Annotated in this window: 17 protein-coding genes; 11 read left to right on the forward strand and 6 right to left on the reverse strand. The window is 61.8% G+C overall.

Annotated elements, in window-relative coordinates; genetic code table 11:
• Positions 1-55 precede the first annotated feature (55 nt).
• Together NKH29_RS07760 and NKH29_RS07765 are read left to right on the forward strand one after the other, a co-directional pair.
• Positions 56-991, forward strand: coding sequence for a DUF2493 domain-containing protein (locus NKH29_RS07760; RefSeq protein ID WP_023717055.1), 936 nt, complete (start codon positions 56-58; stop codon positions 989-991).
• Between the two features lie 785 nt (positions 992-1,776).
• A complete protein-coding gene (locus tag NKH29_RS07765) occupies positions 1,777-2,106 on the forward strand; it encodes a DUF736 domain-containing protein (RefSeq protein WP_023717052.1) in 330 nt (109 codons plus the stop codon).
• Between the two features lie 194 nt (positions 2,107-2,300).
• Here NKH29_RS07765 and NKH29_RS07770 read toward each other — a convergent pair whose 3' ends face one another.
• The gene (locus tag NKH29_RS07770) at positions 2,301-2,516 is read right to left on the reverse strand and encodes a helix-turn-helix domain-containing protein (RefSeq protein ID WP_023717051.1); all 216 of its coding nucleotides are present in this window, start codon (positions 2,514-2,516) and stop codon (positions 2,301-2,303) included.
• Positions 2,517-2,642: 126 nt separating this feature from the next.
• Here NKH29_RS07770 and NKH29_RS07775 point away from each other — a divergent pair, with 126 nt between their 5' ends.
• From NKH29_RS07775 to NKH29_RS07815, 9 genes are all read left to right on the forward strand, one after another.
• Positions 2,643-2,921: a DNA -binding domain-containing protein gene (locus NKH29_RS07775; RefSeq protein ID WP_023717050.1), complete on the forward strand. Its 279-nt coding sequence runs from the start codon at positions 2,643-2,645 to the stop codon at positions 2,919-2,921.
• 167 nt (positions 2,922-3,088) lie between these two features.
• Positions 3,089-3,274 (forward strand): transcriptional regulator domain-containing protein, encoded by a 186-nt coding sequence (locus NKH29_RS07780; protein WP_352483886.1) that lies wholly within the window; start codon positions 3,089-3,091, stop codon positions 3,272-3,274.
• Positions 3,275-3,320: 46 nt separating this feature from the next.
• Complete coding sequence (locus NKH29_RS07785) at positions 3,321-3,845, forward strand: DUF2285 domain-containing protein (RefSeq protein ID WP_352483885.1); 525 nt, start codon at positions 3,321-3,323, stop codon at positions 3,843-3,845.
• A gap of 114 nt (positions 3,846-3,959) precedes the next feature.
• Complete coding sequence (locus tag NKH29_RS07790; RefSeq protein ID WP_023717048.1) at positions 3,960-4,250, forward strand: helix-turn-helix transcriptional regulator; 291 nt, start codon at positions 3,960-3,962, stop codon at positions 4,248-4,250.
• Positions 4,251-4,266: 16 nt separating this feature from the next.
• Complete coding sequence (locus tag NKH29_RS07795; protein ID WP_352999327.1) at positions 4,267-4,698, forward strand: replication initiator protein A; 432 nt, start codon at positions 4,267-4,269, stop codon at positions 4,696-4,698.
• The gene (locus NKH29_RS07800; protein WP_023717046.1) at positions 4,695-5,255 is read left to right on the forward strand and encodes a S26 family signal peptidase; all 561 of its coding nucleotides are present in this window, start codon (positions 4,695-4,697) and stop codon (positions 5,253-5,255) included. The genes NKH29_RS07795 and NKH29_RS07800 overlap by 4 nt, the downstream gene beginning before the upstream one ends.
• 45 nt (positions 5,256-5,300) lie before the next feature.
• Positions 5,301-5,627 (forward strand): DUF736 domain-containing protein, encoded by a 327-nt coding sequence (locus NKH29_RS07805; RefSeq protein WP_023717045.1) that lies wholly within the window; start codon positions 5,301-5,303, stop codon positions 5,625-5,627.
• Between the two features lie 286 nt (positions 5,628-5,913).
• Complete coding sequence (locus tag NKH29_RS07810) at positions 5,914-6,678, forward strand: lytic transglycosylase domain-containing protein (RefSeq protein ID WP_352999329.1); 765 nt, start codon at positions 5,914-5,916, stop codon at positions 6,676-6,678.
• Positions 6,679-6,922: 244 nt separating this feature from the next.
• A complete protein-coding gene (locus NKH29_RS07815; RefSeq protein WP_023717043.1) occupies positions 6,923-8,665 on the forward strand; it encodes a relaxase/mobilization nuclease domain-containing protein in 1,743 nt (580 codons plus the stop codon).
• Positions 8,666-8,793: 128 nt separating this feature from the next.
• Here the strand turns inward: NKH29_RS07815 and NKH29_RS07820 are convergent, their stop codons facing one another.
• The 5 genes from NKH29_RS07820 to NKH29_RS07840 all read right to left on the reverse strand — a co-directional run bounded on the left by NKH29_RS07820 (position 8,794) and on the right by NKH29_RS07840 (position 13,711).
• A complete protein-coding gene (locus tag NKH29_RS07820) occupies positions 8,794-9,843 on the reverse strand; it encodes an L-idonate 5-dehydrogenase (RefSeq protein ID WP_023717042.1) in 1,050 nt (349 codons plus the stop codon).
• The gene (locus NKH29_RS07825; RefSeq protein WP_352483860.1) at positions 9,840-11,246 is read right to left on the reverse strand and encodes a TRAP transporter large permease; all 1,407 of its coding nucleotides are present in this window, start codon (positions 11,244-11,246) and stop codon (positions 9,840-9,842) included. Before NKH29_RS07825 ends, NKH29_RS07820 begins: the two co-directional genes overlap by 4 nt.
• A gap of 3 nt (positions 11,247-11,249) precedes the next feature.
• A complete protein-coding gene (locus NKH29_RS07830; RefSeq protein WP_023717040.1) occupies positions 11,250-11,822 on the reverse strand; it encodes a TRAP transporter small permease in 573 nt (190 codons plus the stop codon).
• 143 nt (positions 11,823-11,965) lie between these two features.
• Positions 11,966-12,940 carry a sialic acid TRAP transporter substrate-binding protein SiaP gene (locus NKH29_RS07835; protein WP_502911223.1) on the reverse strand — a complete coding sequence of 325 codons (975 nt, stop codon included), beginning with the start codon at positions 12,938-12,940 and terminating at the stop codon, positions 11,966-11,968.
• Between the two features lie 51 nt (positions 12,941-12,991).
• The gene (locus NKH29_RS07840) at positions 12,992-13,711 is read right to left on the reverse strand and encodes a FadR/GntR family transcriptional regulator (protein WP_031193403.1); all 720 of its coding nucleotides are present in this window, start codon (positions 13,709-13,711) and stop codon (positions 12,992-12,994) included.
• Positions 13,712-13,828 lie beyond the last annotated feature (117 nt).

A 13,828-nucleotide genomic window follows, 5' to 3' on the forward strand; every position in this document is an offset into this window, starting at 1 on the left:
CGGCTTCCGTCGCCATGAAGGCCGCGAGGTCGCGGTCCAACCGGCGGAGCATCTAATGAGCGAGCATGACGACTACGAACCACAGCACTCGTCTTCACCCATCGACCAAGTCCTCACCGAACTCCAGCTCTATGGCTACCGACCCTTCGCAGATGAGCCTGATCCTCGACCGCTTCCAGAGGGGCACTGCGTCGCCGGCGCGATCGCTGACATCTTCGACGCCCTCATCGTGGCACTGCAAGACAGTCGCCTCGAGCCCGATCTCGACGATCTTCTGTGGTCGACCGTCAACATCTTTCACCGCGCCGCAGATCGAATCGAGCGCGAACTCGACCACAACGAGCAGGCGCAACGCCGCAGCCAGCGTGAGCAAGACGGCAGCGAAGTGAAATCCGTCGAGCTGGAACACCTGACAGCCGAAGGGCAGACGCTGATCGAACGCCAATGCGCCTTCGAACTGATGCGTGATCAGGCCGCGGAGCACTACGAGCGCCACACCGGATCAAGTTGGCGACCGCGCAGCGGATCGATGGTCAACCACCGCAACCTGACCTCTGCGCTGATCGACAGCCGCGACTTTCTCAGCGCCAAGAAACGCGCCTCGCAGGAAGTCCTTCTGCCACCTGGCCCGAAAATCGCCTTCACCGCTGGGCTCGACTTCAATGACCACCAGCTGATCTGGGCCAAGCTCGACCAGGTCCACGCCCGGCATCCAGACATGGTCTTGATGCACGGGAAATCGCCGAAGGGTGGCGAAAAGATCGCCTCCTGTTGGGCAGACCATCGCAAGGTACCCCAAATCGGCTTTGCCCCTGATTGGACAAAGCATGCCAAAGCCGCCCCGTTCAAGCGCAATGACGCAATGCTGGAGTTGCTGCCGATAGGCGTCATCGTCTTTCCCGGGACCGGAATTCAGGACAATCTTGCTGACAAGGCAAAAAAGCTCGGCATCCCAGTCCTCGACTTCCGCCCCAAGGGAGGCGGCGCGTAAGCGCTGCCCGCCCCTACCCTTTTTTCGATTGTACGATACGGCCGCGATGGGGCAGCGCGGCGCCGCCCGTCTTATGCGATACTCAAGTCCGCGCCCTAGCAAAGGCGCGCGACGCCGTCACGCTTGCCGTCAACGTTTCAGCTGCGTCGCAGCTGGCATCACAGCTGCGAATAACGACGCCTGTTCAACCGAACAGGGGCTGGATCTGGGCGAACTCACCGAACAACCGGCGTGGGCAGGATGCTTGTTTCTGACCGGCCGTCGCATTGTTAGCGTTGTCGCTGACACGGCATGGCGCGACGCACAGCTCGAATCCACCACGGCGTGCCGTCTCGTTCCAAAGATCGCGGATATCCGGCGATGCACGTCAGCCGTGACTTGAACCGTGTCTTAAGCGCGGTGCTGACAACAGCTTGCGACTCGCGATGCCTGTACAGAGGAGCATCGACGCCGCTGATCGTCGTAGCCGGGATTTCGCCAGCGACGGTATCGCCAGGTTCTCCGTTGATGTCTCTATCTGGTGGGCCGCTCCAAACGGCCTCTTTAATGGGCTGATCTGGCCGAAGATCGGCTGCGCCTCGATCGCCTAAGCCGCAATGGCGCCGATCGACTTTCTTCCCCTGCCGGCTACGCCGTCATTCCTCGCCAAACAACAAAGTCGCCTGGCTGCCATCCTCCGCTGGCGCTGCGGTCGCAAGCGATGCGGCGTCGATCGCCCCCGGCCCGCCGATCGCCATCGAGGCCGCAACGGTGCGGGCTCGAAACAGAGTTCAAGGAGAAAACTCATGGCGATAATCGGAACCTTCAAGAGGGCCGGCAACAACGAGTTCACCGGCGAAATCGTGACCCTCTCGCTCCAGACCAAGAACGTCCGGGTCGTGCCCGAGACCAACCGCTCTGGCGACAGCGCCCCCAGCCACCGTGTCTTCGTCGGGCAGGTCGAGATCGGCGCCGCATGGTCCAAGCGCTCCAATGACGGCCGCGACTATCTCGGCATGAAGCTGGACGATCCGAGCTTCACTGCTCCGATCTACGCCAACCTCTTCAACGATGAGGAAGGCGAAGGCTTCAGCCTCATCTGGTCCCGCCCCAACGGGCGCCGCAACGCCGAGTAAGGGCCCGACCAAGGCTCCGCCCGGACGAACAGGGCGGGGCCGATCTCCTTTCATCCGACAAGTTGAGCGCAGTCGCTGCGCAACGAGCTCCGTCGGACTGTGGGGCGACTACCGGTCGTGTTCGCGACTGGCGACTTCATTCTTGCATGTTGCCTCGCCGATCATCGAAAATTCGCGGTGCTTCCCGCGTCAACTCACGGTGCCGATTTTCTGATCAACTCGCAAGGCTCCACATTCAGCGCAGTGGCGATCCTCCCAAGAACACTGATGCTGGCCGAGACCCGAGCGCGCTCGATCGATCCCACGTAACGCATGCTCAGTCCAGAGCGGGCGGCCAGTTCCTCCTGCGTCACGTTCTGGTCATGGCGCAGACGACGCATGTTGGCCGCCATGATCTCCTTGAGATTCATGACGGATTAGGGACCAGAAAGGGAACTATCGTTCTAGGAATGATCGTTCCTATTCGCTATGATTGGTGCTCGATCTAAAGGACGGCTCCTTCGAGATCGCGATCGAAATATGAACGGTCAAATACCATGCTTAAACCGCTGCTCGATCCTGATGTCGCCGACATTGCGCCGGATGCCCCGGTCCTGACCGGCTATGACGAGGAGCGTCTGCTCACCTACATTCGCCTGCTTGATGCGGCAGCGGAAGATGCCGATTGGCAGGAGGTGGCCAGGATCGTCTTGCATATAGACCCGGAGCAGGAGCCGGAACGAGCGTTCCGGTCCTGGGAGACCCATCTTGCTCGCGCGCGATGGATGACGACCAGCGGCTACCGATATCTTCTCGCTGGCGGCGCTCCGCACTGACGCGACCGGCGCTCCACCTTGCTGAATCGGCATAATGGTTTGCCGATTCTCCAACTATCCAACTTCCTTATCCCCCTGAATGTTGACGCCGACGCCTCACATCCGGGTACGCGGAGAGGACAGGAGCAGTGCAAGGCGATTGGACCGATCCGGCGGCGTATGCACATATGTGCAGCTACCAGGCTACGGAGTTCGCTGCCGAGTATCTGATCCGGAATGACGAATTCGTGGCAGAGTGCAGCCAGCTTGCATCGCAATCCGCTGGTTCTGGAGAACCTGCCGGTCAGCCCGATCTCGCCGCCCGTTGGGGCGCGCGATTTCAAAACTGCCGCTGCCGGACTTCCGAAAGCTGACAATATCATCTGGACGGAACAGGCCTCGCCGCGCGTGCTCCGGGTCATGCGGGTACCTGCATCCCACCAGACAGTTCAACCTTCCAGCCTTGGCGGAGCCAGCGTTTGGCCGCAGGACGAAGGCCTTCACATTATTTGGTCTACCTTAATTGGGAAAAGTCATCTCGTCGCTGACGACCGCGCCGGTGAATTCAACGCTATCCTTCTGCCGCTCGACGCTGCATTCGAGACGCGGCTCGATGCAGCGCGCCGGTTCTGGCGCGCACTGAACGGCCGGGCAGCCAGTCCATCTTACGGCGCGCTGCCGCAACAGACCAAGACCAGGCATATCCTCAATTTACGCGCACATGATGGTCAACGCACGGGTGCAACCTATCGTCAGCTCGCGGAGGTGCTGTTTTCGCAAGAGCCGATTGTGCCGCGAGATTGGCGTGATCATCATCTCCGCCACAAGGTCCGAGCTATCTTACGCCGTGCAGCTTTTTTTGTCGCCGGCGGCTATCGCGATCTTCTCTTCTACCCCCACAACCGCAGCGAAAGGTCCGGCCGCCGAAGTCCTTCTTCGGGGTAGCAAAAACGCACCCCCCCATCTTTGCCCTCCCTCGCCTTTCCTCATTTCGATCATGGTCCACTTCGCGCGTCCCGGCAGGCCAGGACGACAGCAGAACCGAATGGAGATCGAGCGATGTCGAAGGGTCCCGCGGACGCGCCCCAAAAGTATTTGCGCACGAAGGAGGCAGCACCCATCGTCGGGCTCTGCGCCCGCACACTCGAAAAGCACCGGACCTACGGCACCGGCCCAAAATACCGAAAGGTCGGCGGGCGCGTTCTCTACGACATCAACGACCTGCACGCCTGGATAGACCTGGGCGCACGCACCTCCACCAGCGATGCCAACGCGACCTATGTTCCGCCGGCAAAACCCCATGCAGCCCGCGCGCCCGCCTATGTCGGCAGGCGCGACCGCAGCTCCTGATCTGTGGCGCACCGAAATGCCGTATCGCGAGACCGTTCAGCAGCAATTTGCGCTGCCTCATGTCCCCTCATCCGGCTTCCCTCCACCCGGCACGCGGGACGTTGTGGCCTGGCAGCTCGTCTTGATGGTGAAATCCGGCCGCCTGACACCGATCCACTCTCATGCGGGCGAAGAATCGACCTGCGTTGAGGCGGCAAGTGTGCACGGCATGGCAACGATTTGGAACGCTGCCATCCTGGTCTGGGCTGCGTCGCAAACCATCCACGCGCAAGCCAGGAGATTGCAACCGCGCCGCCTGGTAGCGGCGAAACAGCAGCAAACCCTGATCTTCATGTCGCTGCGTAAACGGCGGCATGTCCACAGCCGGATAGGCGCACGCGAGCAGCCGAGTCCATACACGGCCAAGCGTCGTAAAACTTGCCTGCTGCGCCCCGGGATCGAGTCATGAGCAAGCGCACAAAGATCATCGCCACGATGGTTGGCGGCGTAGTGCTCGCCGCGGCGCCGGCATGGATTAGCCATCCGCCGCTGTCCATCTGGAACGCATCGGCGAGCATCCCCGTCGGGCTCTACCGCGTCCAGCCGGCCGACAAAATCGGTATTGCCAATATCGCCGTCATCATGCCGCCCGAGCCATTGGCGGCCTTCATGGCAAGACGCGGGTATCTGCCGAAAAATGTGCCGCTCCTGAAGCGTATTTTGGCACTGGGGGGCGCAACCGTCTGTCGCCAAGGCACAACGATCATCGTCAACGGCAAGACGTATGGACATGCGCGCGAGCGTGACAGTCGCGGTCGACCCCTGCCCATCTGGCAGGGCTGCCGCGACATTGCCGAGGCGGACGTCTTCCTTATGAACCCGGGTGCAGCCGACAGTTTTGACAGCCGCTATTTCGGCCCGCTCCCGCTCTCATCAATCGTTGGCCGCGCGCTTCCCGTCTGGACCACGGAGCCCACCACTCCGGTGCTGGAATTCACCAACGATCCCCTTGCTAGCGAGCCGTGACGGCTCGGTTCGACGTGCACTAACACCCATGAAAGGAGCACTGCAATGACTCAGATCGGAACATTCACGCGCAACGATGACGGCTTCTTCGGCAATCTCTCCACGCTAACGATCGAGGCGAAGATTGCCATTCTGCCTGCCGAGAAATCCAAAACCGAAAACGCGCCCGACCATCTGATCTATTGCGAAGGGACGGCGGTCGGTGCGGCTTGGGACCGCGCCGGAGACAAGGCTGGGGATTACCTCTCCGTCTCAATTGACGACCCGTCCTTTACGCAGCCGATCCGCGCCAAGCTGTTCCGGTCCGATGCAGAGAACAGCGTCTGGAGCATGCACTGGAACCGATCATCGAAGCGCGACGGGCGAGGCTGAACAAATGCTTCTGGAGCCCTTCGACGAATCTTTCTCGCCAATCCTTTTGATCCATTGGGCGCCGGTTAAACCCTTCGACCCGACCGCCCGCGAGGCAGCCCACAGAGGGCCGGACACTTGCTTGTGGCTCCGGACGCAGATTTCATCACAGTTTTGGCAAAGCCGGTTCGATCGGCGAGCCCCTGCCCTTAACGGAAGCGAACACCGTCGCAGGCTGGCGGCGCATCGGTTCTGCGGTCTGCGGGATGCAGCCCACAGAGGCATGACGACGTTTGCCGCATGTGTCATGCTCGGCTTCGTGGCGCCCGAAACTGTTGCAGCGGCTTCCTCTGCTGGTGAACGGCCGGCGCACTTCGAGTCGACGATCTTGTCGGCAGGCCCGTGGTCGCGGCATATCCGGGAAGCGTCAAAACGCTTCGCCATTCCAGAGCGGTTGCTGCGCGGCGTCATGCATGTTGAGAGCGTCGGCGATGTTCGTGCGCTTTCAAGCAAGGGCGCAATGGGCTTGATGCAGATCATGCCGGCGACCTGGGAAGAACTGCGCATCAAATACCGTCTCGGTGACGATCCCTATCAACCGCGTGACAACATTCTTGCAGGTGCGGCATATCTTCGCGAAATGCTCGACAGCTTCGGGCGCAGCGGCTTTCTTGCCGCTTACAATGCCGGTCCTGGTCGGTACAGGGAACATCTCTCAACCGGCCGGCCGCTGCCACGCGAGACGGTCGACTACGTCAGGAAACTCGCGCCGCTGCTCGATGGTGCAGTTCTCAGTCCGCGGCGCGCGCGGCAAAGAAGGGGCAGAGCCAGCTCACTCCGTGCAACGATCTTTGCGCATCCCCATGACATTCGGAACGCCGCTGCATCGGATGGCAATGGTTATGCCGAGACGATCTTTGCGGCGATTCATTCGTCCGCGATGCGGTCGCCAATGGGCCATCCTGTTGCGGACCTGACTGCGATCGAGCCACGGCCGGGTGAAACCGATTTCCAATCGAACCACGCTGTTTCCGGCCTATTCGCTCAGCCCTCTTTAGTCATATCGCGATGATCGCCACGTTCCTCCTCAATTCCATTCCGGCCTGTTCCGTCGCGGAAATTGCGGCGGAAGGGTTGTCCGCAGATGAGGACAGAGAGAGTGGCAGGATAAAGGGCCGCGAGGTGCGGCTCGGATCGGCCGATTGTTTTCCTTACAATTTTCGACTCATTTCGCGATGTGCTGCCACAATCAGCGATGTGCGCTATTCCCATTTTTTCAGTCTTTCAATGGAAACCGCACCTCGTGGCCGCCTAGCATGACGCGTGACGATAGCTTTCGCGTCCGCCCGGGTCGTATCCGCTCCCGCGCCGGCCAGCGCGCACGACCCTTCATCTTCCAGGCTCTTGCGGCCACACAGCGCGCCGGCGGTCACCTTACACGCGAGGGTCGGATCACCTCCCCGCGAGCTTCAACGTTTGGCCGCGGCAGATCAGCGAGCATCCGCGCCAGTCGCCTCATCTCTGACCGCTCACGCGGCGCCGTCGTCAAGACCCGTGTGGTGCGGCAGTTCAGAGGGTCTGCGCCACTCGCCACCCATCTCAAATATCTTCGCCGCGAAGGTGTTACACGGGATGGTGAGAAGGCGAGGATGTTCGGCCCTGACACCAAAGAGGCAGATCATGACGCCTTCTGCGATCGCTGCAAGGACGATCGGCATCACTTCCGTTTCATCGTTTCACCGGACGACGCAATGGAGCTCGGCGAGCTCAAGAACTTCACTCGTGACCTGATGGTCGACATCGAGCGCGACCTCGGCACGAGGCTTGACTGGGTAGCCGTCGATCACTGGAACACCAAACATCCGCACGTTCACATCCTCGTTCGCGGCGTTGCCGACGATGGCGAGAGTCTTGTCATCTCGCGCGACTACATCCGCCAGGGCATGCGCGATCGGGCGAGCGACATTCTCACCCAGACGCTTGGGCTCCGCACCGACCTCGACATCCGCCAGGCCATCGAGCACCAAGTCGACACTGAGCGCTGGACGCAGCTCGATCGCCAGCTTGCTCGTGACGCCGACCGTCATGGTATCATTGATCTCGCGCCACACCCTGATCGCCATCCCGACCAGTTCCTGGGGCTCAAAGTCGGCCGGCTGCGGCAACTGGAACGCCTGGGTCTCGCGAACGAGATCCGTCCCGGCCAATGGATGGTGGTCGAAGAGGCCGAGGCCACTTTGCGCGCCCTCGGTGAACGCGGCGACATCATCAAGCGCATGCACCGCAGTCTCACCGTGCATGGGCTAGAAAAGGGGACAGCCGACTACGTGCTGGCCGCCGAAAAAATTGATGCGCCCGTGATCGGCCGACTGCTCGAACGCGGCCTTGATGACGAACGGCGCGGCGCGGCCTATGCCATCGTCGATGGCATCGATGGACGCACGCACCACATTCGCTTCCATGATCCTGATGCGGCGGGAGATTCCGACCCGGGCTCGGTCGTGGAGTTGTGTCGCGATGCGAGTGCAAATGGCGGTGGCCGGGTCACGCTCGCCGTCCGCTCCGACCTCTCAATCGAACAGCAGGTCCATGCTTCCGGCGCGACTTGGCTCGATCGCCAACTCGTTGCACGCGAGCCCGCCGAATTCGGTGACGGCGGCTTTGGCAAGGACGTAGGACAGGCACTGCAAGATCGGGTAGATCACCTTGTCAGCCGCGATCTGGCCAGGCGCGAGGGACAGCGCGTCATTCTTGCCCGCAATCTGATCGATACACTACACGATCATGAGGTGGAATCGCTTGGTGCCCGCATCGCCGCCGAGACGGGCCTGTCATTCACGAAGGCTCCCAACGGCAATCATGTGGCTGGGATTTACCGGCGGCGTTTTTTGCTGGCTTCAGGCCGGCTCGCGATGATCGATAATGGACTCGAATTCAAGCTGGTGCCCTGGTCGCCGTCGCTCGAAAAGCGATTGGGTAATCAAGTTACCGGGGTCGTGTGCTCAGATACGGGGGGCGTGGATTGGAGCCTGGGAAAGAAGCGCGGCATCGGCTTATGATGGTTACACGCGTATGCTCTATCCTGATGCTGGGAAGCCGGCACGGTCCGTCGCACATCCTCTGTTTGTACCTGCACGGTGAAGCGCCAAATGGGCTCGTAAAAAACAGGGACGTTGCGAATCCTCAATCAGTCCGCGGTCAGCACGACCTTGACACTCTGAGTGCGGTCGGCGGCAAGTCGGAACGCATCGGGGGCGGAGGAAAGCGTGCGCTCCGCCGTCACCAGCTTCAGGACGTCCACCTCCCGCGACACAATGAGGTCGACTGCGCGACCGAACTCGCTGCCGAAGCGGAAGGTGCCTTTGAGGTCGATCTCCTTGGCCATCACCGCATTGGCGGGCAGCGGGATCTGGCCATTGGGAAGATTGCCGACCTGGACCACCGTGCCGCCGCGCCGGACGCTGGCGATTGCCGCGGCAAGGCCTGCGGCAGTGCCTGAAATCTCGAACGCCACGTCAAGCGAACCGCCGGCGGCGAGCGCCTGGAGCTCGCCGTCGCCGCTGGCAATGTCGATCGTCCTGTCGGCACCCAACCTGCCGGCGAAGGCGAGCGGCGCGGCGGCGATGTCGGCGACGGTCAGTTCAGCGCAGCCGGCAAGCCTGGCCGCGAGCATGGTCAAGAGACCGATGGGGCCGGCACCGAACAGGATGACGTTGCGGCCCCTGATGTCGCCCGCCCGCGCGACGGCGTGCAGGCTGACCGCCAACGGCTCGGCAAGCGCCGCCGCCTGGTAGGCCACATCAGATGGAACCTTGAAACATTGCGCGGGCTTGGCGTCGAACAGACTGGCGAAACCGCCCTGCATATGCGGCGTCTTCGATGCCGAGCCCATGAAATAGATGTTCTCGCAGAGATTGGCGCGGCCTTCCAGGCATCGCGCGCAATGCCCGCACCAGCGCGACGGATTGACCGCGACGTGGTCGCCGACGCCCAGGCCGGGTGCCGCGCCATTGATCTCGACGATTTCGCCTGAGATTTCGTGGCCGAGGACAAGCGGCGAGGTCACCACGAAATCGCCGGTACGGGCATGGCGGAAATAATGCAGGTCGGAGCCGCAGATGCCCCCGGCCTCGAAGCGCACCCGCACCATGCCTGGCGCCAGCGGTTCGAGCGGACGCTCCACGACGCGCAGGTCCTGCGGGCCGAACAGCGTCGCGGCAACCACCTGGCCGCTCACCGGATCAAGCCCATCTCGGTCGGCAGCCAGAGCGTGATGGCGGGTATGAAGGTGATCAGAAGCAGCGCCACGATAAGCGGCACCAGCCACGGCAGGATCGCCATGGTGGTGCGCTCGACAGAAAGCTTGGCGACACGTGACAGCACGAACAGCACCATGCCGAGCGGCGGGTGCAAAAGCCCGATCATCAGGTTGAGCGTCATGATCAGCCCGAAATGCACCGGGTTGATGCCGTAGACGGCGGCAACCGGCAGCAGGATCGGCACCAGAATCGTGATCGCGGCGATCGTATCGAGGAAGCAGCCGACCACCAGCATCAGGATGTTGACCAGGATCAGGAACACCCACTTGTTTTCGGTGAGCGCGAAAATGAAGTTCGAAAACAGCTGCGCTGCCTGGCTGACGGTGAGCAGCCAGGCGAAGATCGATGCGGCGGTGACGATGAAGAGCACCGAGGCGGTCGTTTCGATCGTGTCGAAGCTGGCCTTGGCAAGCAAACGCAGCGTCATCGTGCGGTAGCGCACCAGCCCGAGGAAAAGCGACCAGATGACAGCCGCCATCGCGGCTTCGGTTGGCGTGAACCAGCCCATCGTCATGCCGCCGATCAGGATGACCGGCGTCATCAGCGCCATGACCGCGGAGAAGTCGAAATACCAGTCCGCCGCGACCAGCACCAGCAGCGCGATGCCGACCGCGATATTGATCGACAGGCCAAGCTGCACAAGCACGTAACAGCCAATCGGAAAGGCAGCCACCACCAGCACCTCGCCTGCTGCTTCGGCGAGCCGCCGAAGCTCGAAAGGTGTGTCGGAACCCCAGCCGCGACTGTAGGCAAAGATGGCAACCGTAATCATCATCAGCACGGTCATGACCACGCCGGGCAGGATGCCGGCCATGAACAGCGCACCGATCGAGACATTGGCCATCATGCCGTAGATGACGAAGGGCAGCGAGGGCGGAAAGATCGGCCCGAGCGTGGCGGAAGCGGCGGTGACGCCGACCGCGGCGTCGATAGGATAGCCGTGGTCCTTCATCGCCTTGATCTCGATCGTGCCAATGCCGGCGGCGTCGGCGAGCGCGGTGCCCGACATGCCGGAAAAGATCACCGATCCGATGATGTTGACCTGCGCCAGGCCGCCCTTCATCCAGCCGACCAGGGCAAGGGCAAAGGAATAGATGCGCCCGGTGACGCCGGCGATGTTCATGAGGTTGCCGGCCAGGATGAAGAAGGGAACGGCGAGCAGTGGAAAGCTCTCGACCCCGGCGATCATGCGCTGGGCCGCAATGATATCGGGCGCCACGCCGTAGATGACGAGGTAAAGGATCGAGGCGGCCGCCATCGAAACGGCGACCGGCACGCCGATGAGCATCAGGACAAGAAAGCCCCCTACCAGAAGCAGCATCGCTCAGACCCCCGCCGTCTCGAACGCCCCGGGACGCTCGAGCACCGAATAGCCGCGCCTGTAATTGCCGATGAAGACCTGGATCGAGCGCAGAAGCATCAGCACGAAGCCAGCCAAGACGGCGTAGAAGAACCAGCGCCGCGGCAGGTTGACTGTGACCATGCGCTCATGCGCCACGATCGTGACGTAGCGCCACATCAGCCATGTTCCGTAGGCGAAGAATGCAATGCGGATAATATCGACGGCGAGCGCCAGCCAGCGGCCAACGCGCTCCGGCAGATAGTGGTAAAGCACATCGACATGGATATGGCGCGAAAGGCGCACGCACATGGCGGCGCCGAGAAAAACGACGACGACGAGCGCGTTGATGGCGATCTCCTCGGTCCAGGCAAGGCTGTTGTTCAGCGCATAGCGGGTGAAGAACTGCAGGAAGACACAGACGACCATGCCCCAGAACACGGCAAGCGTGATCCAGTCCTCGATACCGTGGTCCGACAGGTCGACGTGTACCGGCACCTCCTCGAAGGCGTGGGCGATCTCTTCGACGGTGATCTCGGTGTGGTGTTCCTCGGCCATTGGCGCGGGCTCCCGAAGCTGGTGGTCGTCAAGGATTGGAAAGGCCGTCCGGCACAATTTCAAGCCGGACGGATGGGCAGGTTAAAGCGGCGAATCCGATTGCCGCCCTATCCTCTTGATTGAGCATCCGATTTCCCGATGCCCTATTTGATGGCGCGGATCGCTTCCCAATCGGCCTTGTTGTAGCCGAATTCCTCGAAGGTGACCTTCTCCAGCACATTCTTCTCGAAGTCGGCACGGTCGACATCGGTTACGCTGATGCCGCGGTCCTTGAATACCTGCACCAGTTCCTTTTCGCGGGCGACGATCTTCGCCGTGGCGCGGGCGGCAGCCTCCTGCATCACCTCGGTGAAGATCTTCTTGTCCTCGTCGGAAAGCGAGGCCCAGCGCGACGCCGATATGATGGTGTTGAGATGATCGACGATATGGCCGGTGAGCACGATGTTCTTCTGCACCTCGTAAAATTTCTTCGCCTCGATGGTGGTCAGCGGGTTCTCCTGGGCCTCGACCGTGCCGTTCTGCAGGGCGAGATAGACCTCGGCGAAGGCAATCGGCGCGGTGTTGGCGCCGCAGGCACGCGGCATGGCTAGATAGGCGGGCACGTCGGGGACGCGCATCTTCAAGCCCTGCATGTCGGAGCACTTGGCGATCGGCCGGTTCGAGGTGGTCTGCCGCGTTCCATAATAGGTGGTGGCGGCGATGTGATTGCCGGTCTTGTCCTCGTAGCCCTTGGTCAGGGCCTTGTAGACGTCGCTCTTGGTGTATTTCAGCAGATGGTCGGCATCGCGGAAAGTGTATGGGAAATAGATGACGCCGATCGGTGGATATTCGCGCGCTGCGAAGCTCGATCCGGAAATGATGATATCGACGGTGCCGAGCATCAGGCCCTGGTTGATGTCTGCTTCCTTGCCAAGCTGCGAGGCCGGATAGACGTCGATGGCGTAGCGGCCCTGGGTGCGCTTCTTGATCTCGTCGGCCGCCCACACGGATTCGGTGTGGAAGGGCTCCGTCGTCTCGTAGACATGTGCCCATTTCAGGACCGTTTCCGCCGAGGCCGACGCCATGGGTATGGCAATTGCGGCGATCGCACCGAGCAGAACTGCGTATTTTCTCAGCATCTAATTCCTCCCTGGTTGGATTTGACGGCCGGATCTCCCCCCGGCCAACTGCTATTCCGCAACCTCCTTGGCTGCGGCTCTCTCATCGAAATTGCGTGAGAATCTGATTTGCGACTGGCGCAGATGCTGCTGCATGGCGGCCTTGGCCCGCTCGGGGTCGCGCGCGGCAATCGCATCGCGCACGGCACGATGCTCCTTTGCCGCTATCTGCCAGGAATCGTTGGTCTCGAAATAGATCGACAGGCGTTCGAAGTACGGGTTCATGCGCTGGTCGAAGAGCTCGCCGATGAAGCGCACCAGCACCGCGTTCTCGAGAATGCCGGCGACTGCAGTATGGAATTCCCGGTCGAGCGTAATGGTCATCTTGTTGGGGTGACGCATGGCCTCCATCCGGCGCAGCACGTCGTCGAGCCGTTCGATATCTGCAGGCCGGACGTGGAGAGCAGCTTCGGCGGCGATCGCGCCTTCGACGAATTCGCGCGCGCGCAACAGCTCGAACGGGCCTTCCTCGATTTCGGGTTCGGAGGCGGGGGCGCTCGGCGGATCGGTGACGTAGATGCCCGAGCCGACGCGGATGCGTATGCGGCCTTCGACCTCCAGCGCTATCAGCGCTTCACGGACCGTCGGGCGGGAAATTCCGAGCTGGTCGGCCAGATCCCGCTCGGTCGGCAGACGGTCGCCGACGGAAAACTCGCCGGCATCGATCAGTTGCCTGAGCTGATCGGCGACCTGTCGGTATAGCCGGCGTGGTTCAACGGCCTGGATCGGCATGCGGTTTAGTTCCCTCCCCGGCTCGCCCCTGGTACATTGGTCTGACCCATTGACCGCAAGCTTAGACAGACCATGCAGAGAGTCAAGCTCGACAGAACCGCGGCCCGCGCACCGGAA

Source organism: Mesorhizobium sp. M1295 (assembly GCF_040318135.1).
GTDB lineage: Bacteria > Pseudomonadota > Alphaproteobacteria > Rhizobiales > Rhizobiaceae > Mesorhizobium.

Coding starts and splice junctions, on each gene's coding strand:
- NKH29_RS07770 (WP_023717051.1), bottom strand. CDS start 2,516: ATGAATCTCAAGGAGATCATGGCGGCCAACATGCGTCGTCTGCGCCAT.
- NKH29_RS07795 (WP_352999327.1), top strand. CDS start 4,267: ATGCCGTATCGCGAGACCGTTCAGCAGCAATTTGCGCTGCCTCATGTC.
- NKH29_RS07815 (WP_023717043.1), top strand. CDS start 6,923: ATGACGCGTGACGATAGCTTTCGCGTCCGCCCGGGTCGTATCCGCTCC.
- NKH29_RS07805 (WP_023717045.1), top strand. CDS start 5,301: ATGACTCAGATCGGAACATTCACGCGCAACGATGACGGCTTCTTCGGC.
- NKH29_RS07825 (WP_352483860.1), bottom strand. CDS start 11,246: ATGCTGCTTCTGGTAGGGGGCTTTCTTGTCCTGATGCTCATCGGCGTG.
- NKH29_RS07780 (WP_352483886.1), top strand. CDS start 3,089: ATGTGCAGCTACCAGGCTACGGAGTTCGCTGCCGAGTATCTGATCCGG.
- NKH29_RS07830 (WP_023717040.1), bottom strand. CDS start 11,822: ATGGCCGAGGAACACCACACCGAGATCACCGTCGAAGAGATCGCCCAC.
- NKH29_RS07840 (WP_031193403.1), bottom strand. CDS start 13,711: ATGCCGATCCAGGCCGTTGAACCACGCCGGCTATACCGACAGGTCGCC.
- NKH29_RS07775 (WP_023717050.1), top strand. CDS start 2,643: ATGCTTAAACCGCTGCTCGATCCTGATGTCGCCGACATTGCGCCGGAT.
- NKH29_RS07835 (WP_502911223.1), bottom strand. CDS start 12,940: ATGCTGAGAAAATACGCAGTTCTGCTCGGTGCGATCGCCGCAATTGCC.
- NKH29_RS07760 (WP_023717055.1), top strand. CDS start 56: ATGAGCGAGCATGACGACTACGAACCACAGCACTCGTCTTCACCCATC.
- NKH29_RS07810 (WP_352999329.1), top strand. CDS start 5,914: ATGCTCGGCTTCGTGGCGCCCGAAACTGTTGCAGCGGCTTCCTCTGCT.
- NKH29_RS07790 (WP_023717048.1), top strand. CDS start 3,960: ATGTCGAAGGGTCCCGCGGACGCGCCCCAAAAGTATTTGCGCACGAAG.
- NKH29_RS07765 (WP_023717052.1), top strand. CDS start 1,777: ATGGCGATAATCGGAACCTTCAAGAGGGCCGGCAACAACGAGTTCACC.
- NKH29_RS07785 (WP_352483885.1), top strand. CDS start 3,321: ATGCGGGTACCTGCATCCCACCAGACAGTTCAACCTTCCAGCCTTGGC.
- NKH29_RS07800 (WP_023717046.1), top strand. CDS start 4,695: ATGAGCAAGCGCACAAAGATCATCGCCACGATGGTTGGCGGCGTAGTG.